At 66.8% G+C, this 13,131-nt stretch carries 13 protein-coding genes; 11 read left to right on the top strand and 2 right to left on the bottom strand.

Annotated elements, in window-relative coordinates; all coding sequences use genetic code 11:
• Positions 1-69 precede the first annotated feature (69 nt).
• The 9 genes from rpsO (at position 70) to MRBLWO13_RS16210 (ending at position 8,715) form a co-directional block, all read left to right on the top strand.
• The gene (gene rpsO, locus MRBLWO13_RS16250) at positions 70-339 is read left to right on the top strand and encodes a 30S ribosomal protein S15 (protein ID WP_045280509.1); all 270 of its coding nucleotides are present in this window, start codon (positions 70-72) and stop codon (positions 337-339) included.
• A 152-nt stretch (positions 340-491) separates the two neighbouring features.
• The gene (locus tag MRBLWO13_RS16245) at positions 492-1,358 is read left to right on the top strand and encodes a hypothetical protein (protein WP_341975122.1); all 867 of its coding nucleotides are present in this window, start codon (positions 492-494) and stop codon (positions 1,356-1,358) included.
• Positions 1,348-1,689 (top strand): transcriptional regulator, encoded by a 342-nt coding sequence (locus MRBLWO13_RS16240; RefSeq protein WP_341975121.1) that lies wholly within the window; start codon positions 1,348-1,350, stop codon positions 1,687-1,689. The genes MRBLWO13_RS16245 and MRBLWO13_RS16240 overlap by 11 nt, the downstream gene beginning before the upstream one ends.
• Before the next feature lie 190 nt (positions 1,690-1,879).
• Complete coding sequence (locus MRBLWO13_RS16235; RefSeq protein WP_341975120.1) at positions 1,880-3,136, top strand: adenosylhomocysteinase; 1,257 nt, start codon at positions 1,880-1,882, stop codon at positions 3,134-3,136.
• Positions 3,133-4,359 carry an adenosylhomocysteinase gene (locus tag MRBLWO13_RS16230; RefSeq protein ID WP_341975119.1) on the top strand — a complete coding sequence of 409 codons (1,227 nt, stop codon included), beginning with the start codon at positions 3,133-3,135 and terminating at the stop codon, positions 4,357-4,359. Before MRBLWO13_RS16235 ends, MRBLWO13_RS16230 begins: the two co-directional genes overlap by 4 nt.
• 16 nt (positions 4,360-4,375) lie before the next feature.
• Positions 4,376-5,680: an extracellular solute-binding protein gene (locus tag MRBLWO13_RS16225; protein WP_341975118.1), complete on the top strand. Its 1,305-nt coding sequence runs from the start codon at positions 4,376-4,378 to the stop codon at positions 5,678-5,680.
• Positions 5,677-6,642, top strand: coding sequence for a sugar ABC transporter permease (locus tag MRBLWO13_RS16220; RefSeq protein WP_341975117.1), 966 nt, complete (start codon positions 5,677-5,679; stop codon positions 6,640-6,642). Before MRBLWO13_RS16225 ends, MRBLWO13_RS16220 begins: the two co-directional genes overlap by 4 nt.
• Complete coding sequence (locus MRBLWO13_RS16215; RefSeq protein ID WP_341975116.1) at positions 6,639-7,466, top strand: carbohydrate ABC transporter permease; 828 nt, start codon at positions 6,639-6,641, stop codon at positions 7,464-7,466. Before MRBLWO13_RS16220 ends, MRBLWO13_RS16215 begins: the two co-directional genes overlap by 4 nt.
• A complete protein-coding gene (locus MRBLWO13_RS16210) occupies positions 7,456-8,715 on the top strand; it encodes an amidohydrolase family protein (protein WP_341975115.1) in 1,260 nt (419 codons plus the stop codon). Before MRBLWO13_RS16215 ends, MRBLWO13_RS16210 begins: the two co-directional genes overlap by 11 nt.
• On the opposite strand, the gene MRBLWO13_RS16205 is transcribed toward MRBLWO13_RS16210, so the two are convergent.
• Both MRBLWO13_RS16205 and MRBLWO13_RS16200 read right to left on the bottom strand, forming a co-directional pair.
• Positions 8,707-9,732 carry a LacI family DNA-binding transcriptional regulator gene (locus MRBLWO13_RS16205; protein WP_341975114.1) on the bottom strand — a complete coding sequence of 342 codons (1,026 nt, stop codon included), beginning with the start codon at positions 9,730-9,732 and terminating at the stop codon, positions 8,707-8,709. The two genes, MRBLWO13_RS16210 and MRBLWO13_RS16205, sit on opposite strands and share 9 nt — an antisense overlap.
• Positions 9,733-9,816: 84 nt before the next feature.
• Positions 9,817-10,821, bottom strand: a complete 1,005-nt coding sequence (locus MRBLWO13_RS16200) for a 2-oxoglutarate and iron-dependent oxygenase domain-containing protein (RefSeq protein ID WP_341975113.1) — start codon at positions 10,819-10,821, stop codon at positions 9,817-9,819.
• A gap of 126 nt (positions 10,822-10,947) precedes the next feature.
• On the opposite strand from MRBLWO13_RS16200, the gene efeU reads away from it, so the two are divergent.
• Together efeU and efeO are read left to right on the top strand one after the other, a co-directional pair.
• Positions 10,948-11,895: an iron uptake transporter permease EfeU gene (gene efeU, locus MRBLWO13_RS16195; protein WP_341975112.1), complete on the top strand. Its 948-nt coding sequence runs from the start codon at positions 10,948-10,950 to the stop codon at positions 11,893-11,895.
• Positions 11,892-13,124, top strand: coding sequence for an iron uptake system protein EfeO (gene efeO, locus MRBLWO13_RS16190; RefSeq protein WP_341975111.1), 1,233 nt, complete (start codon positions 11,892-11,894; stop codon positions 13,122-13,124). Before efeU ends, efeO begins: the two co-directional genes overlap by 4 nt.
• Positions 13,125-13,131 lie beyond the last annotated feature (7 nt).

Raw genomic sequence — 13,131 nt, 5'->3', positions numbered from 1 at the left:
CCGCGGATAAAGAGAGCTCGCACATCAGGTGTTGGGCGCCGCGCAACGAACTGAAAGGGGATCCCATCTATGCCACTCGAATCTGACGCCAAGAAGGCGATCATGGAAGAGTACGCGACGCACCCCGGTGACACCGGATCCCCCGAGGTGCAGGTCGCAATGCTGACGCAGCGCATCAAGGACCTCACCGAACACCTCAAGGAGCACAAGCACGACCACCACTCGCGTCGTGGCCTGTTCCTCATGGTGGGTCAGCGCCGTCGTCTGCTCGGCTACCTCCAGGACATCGACATCGCGCGTTACCGCTCGCTGATCGAGCGTCTTGGGCTTCGCCGCTGAGCGACCCAGCGATCAATCGCACTTCTTCCGAAGGCCGTCCCAGGTGTGGGGCGGCCTTCGTCGTTTCTGCTGCGCGTGGTTCGTTGACCTCATCGTGACTTTCCGGTAGGAAAGTGAAGATGGACTTTCCTACCGGAAAGTTGGGGAGGGCGATGATGGAGCAGAAACCGCTATCGGCGGCCGAGCCGTTGGAACCGCCCACCGCGGATGTCGCGCAGGCGTACCTCGATGAGGTCGACGTGGTCGCGACGCGTCGGGAGGAGCGAATCGATCGGCGTGGAATCGCGTGGGTCGCGCTGGCGGAGGCGGCCGCGCTGGCCGTCTATCTGTCCGTGATGATGTTCGGGTTCGGATCTTCCAGCAGCTCGTCATTCATCACGCTCATCGCTCTCTTACTCGTGTGGATCCAGCTGTCCGGCGAGCTCAAGGAGAGCTTCGGCTTCCAGTCGCGGCTGCGGCGCACAGAGCGCTGGGCGTATGCGCTTTTCGGGTTCGTCGCCGTCGCTGGCGTCGTCGTCGGTATCGCAACTCAGATCGTCGGCGCGGACATCCCGTTCGTTCTGCGCCTGGCGCCAGGCGGGTTGGTCCTCCTCGTCTTCGGCGGACTCGCCGTACGCGATCTCCGCCGCGCACGTCCAGCGGTCCTTCGGCGCGCCCGGGCGCCCCTTGCCACGGTCGCTCGCAACTTCACCCTGACGATCGGCGCCGTGTTCGGCATTGCGATCGCGATCACCTCCGTGGCGTATTCGGTGCCGGCATCGTTGTTCAGCATGGCGCTGATCCTCCTGATGCTCGGCTGGTGGATCGCGGTGCAGATCAGCGACCGGCTTCCGGCACTGGGTGCGGTCTGGTATTGGCCGCAATGGGCGGCGTTCGTGCTGGGCTGGGCAGTGTTCGCCTGCGCAGTGCTCGTGCAGTTCCGTCAGCCGCTCGACCCGTTGATCATCTCGATCGCTGCGGTCGTTGTCGTGTTGGCATTCGTGGCGGCCGCGTTCTTCGACGGTCGCGATGCCGACTGACCCGCAGCCGACGCGCTCGCCGCACCCGCGAACGCGCCTGGACGACAACTTCGCCAGTCCCATCCGGTTCTCATTGATGGCCTCCCTGGACGAGGCCATTGAACTCGATTTCGGAACGCTCGCCGACATCCTCCAGGTCGGGGACTCCGCGCTCAGCAAGGCGATCGCACACCTGCATGAGGCAGGCTACGTGATCGTCCGCAAAGGAATTGTCGGCAGCCGACCACGCACGTGGGTACGTGCCACTGCTGACGGATCGAACGCGTTCGGCGGTCACCTGCAGGCGCTCCGCGAGATCGTCGAACTGGGTGGCCGACAGTTGCCCTCGTGATCGGGGTCGGTCCGCAGCCTCAACAGACACGTTGACGTCGTCGTTTCCCCTGCTATGGTGGTCGACACCCACGAGGTTCTTGTCATCAGCGGTTCTAACCGCTTAGATAGGCGGAAGCACGCGGATCGGACACCCGTCGATCCGCGCGCAGGATGCAATCACGCAGGACACAACTCTGTACGGAGTCTCGATGGATGTCACACAGGATTCGCGCTCGGGAGACCCGAACGTCGGACGGGCGCAGATCGAATGGGTGCGCCGCCACTCGCCGGTGCTGGACGGGTTCGTCCGTCGGCGCATCTCCGACGGATCGTTGGAAGGCAAGCGGATCGCCGTCGTGGTGCATCTCGAAGCCAAGACAGCTTTCCTCGCCACCGTGCTCGCGGATGCCGGAGCCGAGGTGATCGTCGCCGGCAGCAATCCGCGCACCACCCGAGGTGATGTCGTCGAGGCCCTCCGCGAACGCGGACTCACCGTCGTCGCTGAACCTGATGGCGACTACGACTCCTGGGAGCGAGAGCTGTTGATCGCAGCCGACCACGCACCGGAGTACATCATCGACGACGGCGCCGAGCTGACGATGCGCATGAGTCAGTACCGCCCCGAGCTGTTCGCAGGACTCCGCGGAGTCTCGGAGGAGACGACAACGGGGACGGCGCGTCTGCACCGCATGCACGAAGCCGGGCGGTTGCCGTTCCCGGCGCTCACGGCGAACGACGCACGCTGCAAGCACCTCTTCGACAACAAGTTCGGCACCGGGCAGACCACGGTGCAGGCCATGCTTCGCCTGACGAACCGTCAGATCGCCGGAGCCGGATTCTGCGTGGTGGGCTACGGGTACGTCGGCCGCGGTATCGCGCAGTACGCCAAGGCGATGGGAGCTCGCACCAGCGTGATCGAAGTCGACCCGGTGCGCGCCCTGGAAGCGTTCATGGACGGCCACGCCGTCGGCGCCGCCCGGGATGTGCTGCCGGACGCGACCTTCGTGGTCACCGGCACCGGAGGGATGCGAGCGATCGGCGAGCGCGATCTGCCGTTCCTCCGGCACGACGTCGTCCTGGCCAACGCCGGTCACCACGATCTCGAAGTCGACGTCGATGCACTCGCCGCCGCGGCGTCCGCCATCTCCTCGCCTCGAGAGCAGATCGACACATATCGAATCGGCGATCGCGATCTTCACGTCCTGTCCGGGGGAGCGCTCGTGAACATCGCCGGCGGGAGCGGGCATCCGGTCGAGATCATGGACCTCACGTTCGCGGTTCAGGGTATCGGCGCACATCACCTGGTGACCGCTGGTCTCGAGCCGGGCGTGCACATCATTCCCGCCGAGCTCGACGACGCGATCGCAGCTGCGAAGCTCGCGAGCCTGGGCGTGGAGCTCGACCCGATGCGGGCGGAGCAGGAAGACGACGCGGCCGACTGGTTGAGCGAAGGGATCGCACCATGAGCACGTTCGAAGAGCGGGCGCGTGCCGGAGCCGGACGGATCGCCTGGGCAGGCAGAGGGATGCCGGTGCTCCGCGGGATCTCGGTACGCCTCGCCGAGTCTGGAGCACTCAAAGGACACCGCATCGGAGTAGGGCTGGTACTCGAGCCGAAGACCGCGAACCTCGCGCTCGCTCTGCGCGATGCCGGGGCGGAGGTCAGCGTGTACTGCTCGGGTCGGTCAACAGACCAGGAGACCGCAGATGCCCTCGCCGCAGAAGGGCTCGCCGTGTTCGCGGAGGAAGGCGTCGGCGATGAGCGAGACCTGGAACTCGCCAGGGAGTACCTCGGTACCGCGCCCGACATCATCCTCGACGACGGCGCATCGATCATCCGTCTCGCGCACCGCGAGTTCCCCGCCCTCGTCGGCAGCCTCCTGGGGGCTGCGGAGGAGACCACGAGCGGTGTGCGCCCGTTGCGGGCGATGCATGACGACGGCGCGCTGCGCATCCCCGTGGTCGCGGTCAACGATGCCAAGACCAAGTACCTCTTCGACAACGTGTACGGCACCGGCCAGTCGTGCGTGATGACCCTGCTCGACGTGACGAACCTGCAGATCGCCGGACGCACGGTCGTCGTCGTCGGATACGGCTGGGTGGGCAAGGGTGTAGCCCTTCACGCGGCTGCGCTCGGCGCGCGCGTCGTCGTCACCGAACTCGACCCCATCAAGGCGTTGCAGGCACTGCACGACGGGTACAGGGTGATGAGCCTTGCCGACGCAGCGCCGACCGCGGAGGTGGTCTTCGCTGCGACCGGGATCGCCGGAGCCGTCACCGCTGCGCATGTGGACCAGATGCCGGACGGCGTCATCCTCTGCACGGCAGGTGGTGGCGCGTTCGAGCTTCCGATGCCGGAACTGGATGCTCTCGGGACAGCGGATTCCGTTCGCGCCGGTGTCACCCAGTACACCCGTGCCGACGGCACGACGGTCCTCGTCATCAGCGAGGGCGACTGCCTGAACTGCACGGACGGTGAGGGAAACCCGATCGAGGTGATGGACCTCTCGCTTTCGTTGCAGGCTCTGGCGGCCGAACTCATCGCGACGACGGCGAAGGACTGGGGCGTGGGTGTCCACCCGCTTCCCGAGGCACTCGAACAGGCGGTCGCCATCGCCCGCCTGGCTCACGAGGGAGCATCCCTCGAACCGATGACAGATGACCTCGCTGCCGCGATGCGCAGCTGGTGAACCGAGAGGATTTCCCGTGATCAAGAACAGGACCCGCATTGCAGCGGCCGGCTTGCTGGCGGCCGGCGCTCTCGCGCTCGCCGCATGCTCCGAGGGCGCAGCGCCCAGCGCCGAAGCGCTCGACCCGGCGAACGTGCCCGAGGGGGAGACCACGATCACCGTGTGGTCCTTCCTCCCTGACAATTACGACGGCGGAGCCGAGGCCTACGAGGCGGTGATCGCCGCCTTCCAGGACAAGTACCCGCAGGTGACCGTCGAACTGACCACCATGCCGTACCCGACATACTTCGATCAGGTGCGAAACGCCACCGTCGCGCGCAAGGGTGCCGATGTCGTCACGATGTACGGCGGAGCGCAGGCCTACAGCTATCGCAACGGCCTCTACCCGCTGCAGGATGCGATGCTTCCGGAGGTCGAGGAGAACCTGAAGTTCCTCCCGGAGAACCACTCGGAGGACGGCAACCTCTACATCCTCCCCACCGGCACCTACGGCTATGCGCTGCTGGTGAATCAGGAGCTCTTCGCACAGGCGGGCCTGGACCCGGCCACGTCGATCGCCGACTGGGACGGCTTGCTCTCGACGTGTGAGCAGTTGCACGCCAAAGGCATCCAGCCGTTCGCTTCCGGCTGGAAGGACGGCTACATGTTCGAGACGTTCATGTACATGATCTCCAGCCAGCTCATGGACAAGGAGACGCTGGACAGCTGGGTCGCCGGCGATGTTCCGGTCGACGACGAGCTCTTCACCAAGGGCACGCAGTACATCCTCGACATGAACGACGCCGGATGCTTCGGCGGCGACGAGAACCTCGGCGTGAACATGTACGACGACGCGTTCAACCAGTACTACGCGGGTACCGCTGCGATGTTCGCGATGGGGTCGCTCTCCACCGCGAGCACGGCGAGCGAGACGGTTCCGAGCACGACGGTGATGCGCCTTCCGCAGGTGCCCGACTCGCAGTACGAGGAGCTCATCGACGCGGGCGCCGAGGCAGGCTGGGCCGTCACCAAATGGACGAAGAGCCCTGAAGCATCCGCAGCCTTCGTGAACTTCCTCGCCAGCGCCGAAGCGCAGGAGATCCTGTGGAACGCCGTCGGCGTGCCGCCGAACGTGAAGAACCTCGAGGTCGAGGGCACCACCGACATCCAGAAGGCCTACCTGCCCCTGATGCAGGCCGACGAGAATCACACCGGCTTCGCATCGTTCCCGCTGAGCGTGCTCGCCGTCTACGAGCGCAACGCTGCCCCGCTGATCGGCGGCGACCTGACGATCGACGAATTCACCGAGCAGGCGCAGTCCGCCTACGACAAGAGCAAATGACGAACCCCGCTTCGCAGATCGGGGAGGGCGCCATCACGCGCCCTTCCCGATCGACGCGCGCCCGTGCGCGGCGAGGCACCCCGATTCTCAGCGGAAACCTGCTGTTCCTGCTGCCGGTGCTCGCGCTCGAGGTCGGGGTGTTCTTCGCCCCGCTGATCTACCTCGCCTTTCGGTCCTTCTACGACTGGCAGCCGGGAGGAGTGTCGACGTTCATCGGCGTCGGCAATTACACGGAGCTCTTCGCCGATCCCGAGTTCTGGCAGGTGGTCGGCAATCAGCTGTTCTATCTCCTCGGACTTCCGCTGTGGGTGATCGCCCCGCTCGTCGTGGCCTACCTGCTGCGTGAACACGTCGCCCGACCCGGTCTGTGGCGATCGATCTACTTCCTGCCCGCGGTGATGTCTCCGGCGATCGTCGGTCTGGTCTTCCGATCGCTGCTGTCCACCAAAGGGCCGCTCGACAGCTTCCTCACCGATATCGGCTGGCACGCTCTGGCGCTCCCGTGGCTCACGGACCAGGACCTCGTCAAGCCCGTCATCATCGTTCTCGTACTGTGGGCAGGGTTCGGAACGGGAGTGCTCATCTTCTCCGCCGCGCTCGGCGCCGTGCCGCAGGAGATCTTCGAGGCCTCGCGCCTGGACGGCGCCGGGTTCTGGCAGGAGTTCTGGCACATCGCAGCTCCTGCCATCCGACCGACCGTGGTGCTGTGGACCATGTTCCAGGTGATCTCGATCTTCCTGTTCATGTTCTCCTGGATCTACGTGCTCACGGGAGGCGGACCGGGCCTCGCCAGCACGACGCTCGACTTCGCGATCTACCAGAAGTTCATGCGCTTCGGCTTCTTCGGCTCCGCAGCGGCGGAATCCGTCGTGCTGGTGCTGATGATCGTGCTCGTACCGGTGCTCGGCATCCTCGTGCCGAAGTTGATCCGGCGCGTCATCGGGCAGAAGGCGACGGCATGAGCATCCGTACCCAGCGCCGCGTCAGGACGACCATCGCCGCGCTCATCACGATTCCGTTCATCGTGCCGTTCGTTTTCCTGATCGGCACTGCCCTGCGCACGCGCGAGGACTACATCGCCGCCCCTGGCGGCATCCCGAAGGCGTTCACCCTCGACAACATCATCGAGGCATGGTTCGAAGCCGATCTCGGCAGGGCGCTCCTGAACTCGCTGCTGGTGTGTCTGGTCGCGTGCACCGTCTGTACGACGACCGCCCTCGCCGGCGCGTTCTGGTTCCGCGTGCATCAGGGTCGCGTCGCCGACGGCCTGCGCTGGCTGCTGGTCTCCGCCTACGCGATTCCGATGATCGCCTGGCTGATCCCGGTGTTCGTGATCCTCGCGGGTGGCGGGGCCACCGACAACCTGGTCGTCGCCGGGCTCATCAACGGCGTCGCCAGTCTGCCGTTCGCGCTCTACCTCGTGCACACGTTCTTCCGTCAGGTGCTCACACCGGAGCTGTTCGAGGCTGCGACGCTCGACGGAGCCGGACTCGGACGCATCTTCCGCTCCATCGCGGTGCCGTTGGCGCTTCCGGCCATCGCGTCGGTGGTGGCGCTCGTGTTCGTCTGGACGTTCGGCGACCTGCTCGTATCCGCCACGCTTCTTCAGGGAGATCCTTCGGTGTACCCGATCCCGCTCGCAGCCACCTCGCTGTCCACTCGGGAAGACGTCAATCTGCAGGGGCAGGCCGCTGCGGCGCTCGTAGCGCTCCTGCCGACACTGGTCGTCTTCGCCGTCGCGCAGAAGGCGCTGGCGAAGGGCTTCGGAGGAGTCAGTGACAAGTGAGGTCTACGCGGCGGACTGGGTGGTGCCGGTCGTCGCTGCTCCGATACGTGACGGCGCCGTCGTCGTCGAGGACGGGCGCATCGCCTGGATCGGTCCGCAGGCCGACCTTCCGCGCCGGTGGACGGATGCTCCGCGTCAGCGCGGCGTGATCGTGCCCGGTCTCGTCAACGCGCACACGCATCTGCAGTACACCGGATTCCGAGAGATCGGCGCCGGGAGCTACACGAGCTTCGAGGAGTGGTCGTTCGTGTTCGGCGAACTCTACGACGCGGTGGAGCCCGCGTCGTGGCACGAGGCCGCACGGGAAGGCGCACGTCTGGCGATCGCGTCCGGCACGACCGTGTTCGCCGAGATCGTCACCGACACCCCGGCGCGCGGGGCACTGCCGGAATGCGGCGTCGGCGGCATCGAGTACCTCGAGGCGATCGGCCAGTTCGATCGCATCTGGCGGGAGGGGGGCCGAGCCGATTTCCTGGCGTGGCTCGAGGAGCCGACAGATGCCCGTCGCGGGATCTCTCCGCACGCGGCATACAGTCTGGACGGATCCGTGGTCACCGATCTGGTGCGCATCGCGGCCGATCGCGGTCTCCGCGTGCACTCCCATCTCGGCGAGTCCTTCGCCGAGGCCGACTTCTATCGTCACGGCGACAGGACTGTCCTCGGTGCTTACGGCGACCTCCGTGACGAGTTCGAACTGGTCCGCAAGGGCGGCGTCGGTCACACGACCGGCGAATATGCGGATGCCATCGGACTGCTGAGCGAGACCACCCACGTCGCCCATGCGATCTACCTGGACCGGGCGGAACGCGACCTGCTTCTGGCCAGGGGAACGCAGGTCGCCCTCTGCCCGAGATCGAACCGGGTCATCGGTCTCGCCGAGGCGCCCGTCGCCGCTTACCTGGCGGAGGGGCATGAGATCTCCGTCGGGACGGATTCGCTCGCATCCTCTCCATCGCTCGATCTCATGGAAGACGTGAGAGAACTCGCAGCGATCGCCAGGAAGCAGGGATACACGGATTCCGACCTCGCGGAGCGACTGGTGCGCGCAGCGACGCTGGGCGGCGCCAAGGCCATGGGTCTCGCGGACGACGGCTACGGAGGGCTGTCAGTCGGCGGTCCCGCTGACCTGGCGCTGTTCGACATCGCCGTCGAGGGGACCGAGGTGCACGAGGCACTCGTCGCCGACGGCGCGGGAAGCTGCGTCCTCACCGTCGCCGGTGGGCGAGAGGTCTTCCGCGCCTCAGCCTGACGTCGGGCGCGCGATCGGAGATCCGTCGTCCGCATGCGACCCGCAGGTCTCGCCGATCGACAGCGTCGCGTGCAGCACATGGGCCGCCGGCGCGCCGCCATCGAGCGCGTCGACGACGACGGCCGCGAGCTCTGCGAGCGGCACGGCGACCGTGGTGAGGCGAGTGCTTCCGGCCAGTGCTTCCCTGATGCCGTCGAAGCCGATGATCGCGACGTCTTCCGGGACTCGCAGCCCGCACAGCGCCGCGGCCCGCAGTACACCGATCGCCTGCTCGTCCGTGGCGGCGAAGATCGCGCTCGGCGGCGAAGGGCTGTTGAAGAGGGCGGTCGTCGCCTCTTCGGCGCCGAGACGGTCGAACGGCATCGGGTGAACGAGACCGGTCGTGTCATACCCCGCCGCACGCATCGCTCGACGCCAGCCTGCTTCTCGGCGTCCGGCCGGCCCGAAATCGGTCGGACCTGTGATGCAATGCACCGCTGTGTGCCCGTGGTCGATGAGATGCCTCACCGCGACGGCCGCGGAATCTTCATCGTCGATGACGACACTCGGGCTCGCCGTCTCCGCCGGGGCCGAGTGCACGTACACACGGGGGCAGTCGATGGCGAGCTCGGGGGAGTCGGAGATGGTCGCGATCACGATGCCGCGCGGGCGCAGGTCGGAGAAGGTGTGGAGATAGTCGCGCTCCGCGCTGACGCTGTAGCCGGTGTTTCCGAGGAGTGTGAGCAGCCCTCGCTGTCGAGCCGCACCCTCCAGATGCCGGGCGAGCTCGCTGAAGAACGCGTTGGCCGAGTCCGGAACGAGCAGCCCGATGAGGTCGGCGCGTCCGGCGCTGAGCGCACCGGCCAGGGCATTGCGTCGATAGCCGAGCTCGGCGATGGCCTGCTCGACGCGCTCCTTCGTCACGGCGGAGACCGCGCGGGGACCGTCGTTGACGACATAGCTGACGACGGCGGTCGAAGTTCCTGCGAGAGCGGCGACATCGGCCAGCGTCGGTCGCCGCGGACGGGATGCATCCACAAGGTCACTCTATTGCCGCACCCCGTCGGCCGAGCGAAAGGGCGAGCGACCTCGTGCCGTTGGCCGAAGAGTTCCGCCAGTGGGTCAGGACACCACGCCGACGAGATCCGCGTGGTGGATGGCCGCAACGTCCGGATGCGCACGCAGGCGCGACTTCAGGGCGTTCTCGCCGTAGAGCGAGTGGATGGGGTTGCTCGGATCCTGGGTGACCCCGTTCGCGTCCGCGGCGAGGTCGGCCGGCAGCTCGATGAGTGGGAGACGCTGATCCAGCGCCGGGTTGAAGAAGAACGGGATCGAGATGCGCTCATCCGGTGCCTGGGGCGAGACGACCCGATGGTTCGTCGCCTTGAGATAGCCGCCGGTGGCGTATTCGAGCAGCTCCCCGATGTTCACCACGAACGCGCCGGGAACGGGCGGCGCATCCACCCAGGTGCCATCGCGCTCGACCTGGAGCCCGCCCTTGCCCGGCTCGACCCAGAGCAGGGTCAGCACGCCCGAGTCCTTGTGCGCGCCGACGCCCTGCCGCGGTTCGGGCGCCTCGGTTCCGGGGTAGCGCACGATCTTGATGAGGGTGGAGGGTTCGCCGAAGTGCTCGTCGAAGTACGACTCCGCAGCTCCCAGAGCGAGTGCCCAGGCTCGGAGAAGTTTGCGGGCGACTTCGGAGAGAGTCTCGTGCCATTCGTCGACGATCTCGCGCAGCTCGGGCTGCGCCGCCGGCCAGAGGTTCGGCCCGATCAGCCGGTTGAACGCGGGTCCGTCGCTGACGGGCTCGCGCTCTGAGCCGATGTCGATCTGTTCGCGCCAATCGACCTTCCCCTGCGTGCGCTCGCCGCCGATACGGGTGTAGCCGCGGAAGTGGGGGCTCTTCACGTTCTCGATCGCGAGCTTCTCGGATTCCGGGAGGGCGAAGAAGTCGAGCGCTGCGCGGTGCAGTCGTGTCTCCAGCTCGGGGGAGATGCCGGTACCCGTGAGATAGAAGAAGCCGACGTCATGGGTCGCTGTCCGCAGATCCTGACGGAAGCGGGCGGCCGCTTCCGGGCCTTCGTCGAGCTGGGACAGGTCGAGGATGGGGAGCGAGAGTTCAGACATGACCCGAGGTTAGATCCGGTTGGGGGATGCCGCGAACAGTGTTGCGTCGCGTTACCGGCAGGGTGATAAAGTCTCAGAGGTAAGGGATGCCTTACCTCTGTTCATAGACTGAGAGTCATCCTTTCCGTGCTCGCCACATTCCTGATCGGCCTTCGCGAAGGCTTGGAAGCCGCGCTCGTCGTCGGCATCCTCATCGCCTACCTCCGTCGACTCGGCCGCGCCGATGCGCTCCCGCGGTTGTGGATCGGCATCGGCCTCGCCGTCGCCCTGGCGCTCGGGATCGGTGCCGTGCTCACCTTCGGCGACTACGCACTGACGTTCGAGGCCCAGGAGCTCGTCGGCGGAGGTCTCTCGCTGCTCGCCGTCGGCATGGTCACCTGGATGATCTTCTGGATGCAGCGCGCCGGCCGCACCATGAAGGCGACGCTCGAGGGCGGCATCGACCGCGCCCTCACCCGGGGCGGCCTGTGGGCTCTCATTGCGATCGGCTTCGTCTCGGTCGCGCGGGAGGGCATCGAGACGACGCTGCTGCTGTGGTCCATGGTGCAGTCCTTCGGAGACGCGCCGACAGCATTGCTCGGAGCGCTGCTCGGCCTCGCCACCGCGGTCATCGCCGGTTGGTTGATCACGCGCGGCGCCGTGCGACTGGACCTGCGCCGGTTCTTCTCCTGGACCGGCGGATTCCTGGTCATCGTCGCCGCGGGAGTCCTCGCCTACGCCGTGATGGATCTGCAGGAGGCTGGCGCACTTCCCGGTCCCTTCACGGCCATCGCGCCGCTGGATCCGACGACGGGAGCGGTCGCCGTCGGGTGGTCGGCGATCCCGTTCGGCTGGTCTTTCGATGTCGCTTCGACCATCGCGCCGGACAGCGCGTGGGCTGCGATCCTGCAGGCGACGGTCGGGTTCATGCCCGCGATGACCTGGCTGCAGGTCATCGCCTGGGCGCTCTACGTCGGCATCGTCGGATTCTTCTACGTTCGCGGTCTCCGCGGGCGGCGTCCATCCCGCTCGCGTCCGGTGGCGGAACCACGCCAGGACGAGACCCTTCATCTTTCACAACAAGGAGCAGCATGATCTCTTCACGCCGAATCATCGGTGCACTCGCGGTCGCCGGAGCCGGAGCGCTCGTACTGAGCGGATGCGTCGCGAAGAGCGACGTCGACGCCGCAGCAGCCTTCACGGTGTCCTCCACCGACGGTGAGTGCGCGGTCTCCGCGGCGACGGCGAAGAGCGGCACCCTGACCTTCGAGGTCTCCAACGACAGCAGCAAGATCTCGGAGTTCTACCTGCTCGCCGAGGACGGCCTGCGTATCGTCGGCGAGGTCGAGAACATCGCACCGTCAGCATCCCGTACGCTCACCGTCGTCGCGCAGCCGGGGGAGTACTTCACCCTCTGCAAGCCCGGCATGATCGGGGAGGGCGTCGGCAAGGCGTCATTCACCGTCACCGGGGACCGCGTCGCCGTCGACGGACCGGATGCCGAGCTGAAGCAGCAGGCGGTCGACCTCTACGCGGCGTTCGTCAAGGACCAGGTCGGGCAGCTCGTGCCCACGGTCGAGGATTTCGTCGCCGCCTACGTGGCCGGCGACGATGAGACCGCACGCGCACTCTTCCCGCAGACCCGCGCGTTCTACGAGCGCATCGAGCCCGTCGCGGAGGCGCTCGGCGACCTCGACCCGCGAATCGACTACCGCGAGGTGGACGCGGTGGCGGAGGAGCTCGATTGGACCGGCTTCCACCGCATCGAGAAGGACCTGTGGGTGCCGGCGCAGGACGCGCTGAACGCCGACGGAGAGACGCCGGCGTGGCAGGATTGGGCACCGTCGACCCCGGAGCAGCGCTCCGAGTTCGGTGATCTGCTTCTCGCCGACGTACAGGAGCTCTTCTCCTACGTCCACTCCGACGACTTCACCACCGCGCTGGATGACCAGGGCATCGCCGGAATCTCGAACGGCGCGATCGCGCTGCTCGACGAGGTCGCGACGGGAAAGATCTCGGGCGAGGAGGACTGGTGGTCCGGCACCGACCTCTACGACTTCGCGGCGAATGTCGAGGGGTCCAAGATGGCGTTCTCCTTGGTGCAGGACTTCGCCGCCGCGCAGGGTGACGACGGTGCAGCGCTGGTCGAGAAGATCGAGGCCGGCTACGCGCAGCTCGAAGCGGCGCTCGCAGCCCACGGCTCGCTGGCTGAGGGCTTCGTCGGGTACGCCGAACTCACCGACGCCGACAAGCGCCAGTTCACCGATCTGATCAACGCCCTCGCCGAGCCGCTGTCGCAGCTGACCGGCACGGTGCTGTCCTGATCCGGGA

The sequence above is a fragment of the Microbacterium sp. LWO13-1.2 genome, assembly GCF_038397725.1.
Taxonomy (GTDB): domain Bacteria; phylum Actinomycetota; class Actinomycetes; order Actinomycetales; family Microbacteriaceae; genus Microbacterium.
This window is presented reverse-complemented; position numbering and strand designations above follow the sequence as displayed.

Coding starts and splice junctions, on each gene's coding strand:
- MRBLWO13_RS16245 (WP_341975122.1), top strand. CDS start 492: ATGATGGAGCAGAAACCGCTATCGGCGGCCGAGCCGTTGGAACCGCCC.
- MRBLWO13_RS16240 (WP_341975121.1), top strand. CDS start 1,348: ATGCCGACTGACCCGCAGCCGACGCGCTCGCCGCACCCGCGAACGCGC.
- MRBLWO13_RS16215 (WP_341975116.1), top strand. CDS start 6,639: ATGAGCATCCGTACCCAGCGCCGCGTCAGGACGACCATCGCCGCGCTC.
- rpsO (WP_045280509.1), top strand. CDS start 70: ATGCCACTCGAATCTGACGCCAAGAAGGCGATCATGGAAGAGTACGCG.
- MRBLWO13_RS16200 (WP_341975113.1), bottom strand. CDS start 10,821: ATGTCTGAACTCTCGCTCCCCATCCTCGACCTGTCCCAGCTCGACGAA.
- MRBLWO13_RS16230 (WP_341975119.1), top strand. CDS start 3,133: ATGAGCACGTTCGAAGAGCGGGCGCGTGCCGGAGCCGGACGGATCGCC.
- MRBLWO13_RS16235 (WP_341975120.1), top strand. CDS start 1,880: ATGGATGTCACACAGGATTCGCGCTCGGGAGACCCGAACGTCGGACGG.
- efeO (WP_341975111.1), top strand. CDS start 11,892: ATGATCTCTTCACGCCGAATCATCGGTGCACTCGCGGTCGCCGGAGCC.
- MRBLWO13_RS16220 (WP_341975117.1), top strand. CDS start 5,677: ATGACGAACCCCGCTTCGCAGATCGGGGAGGGCGCCATCACGCGCCCT.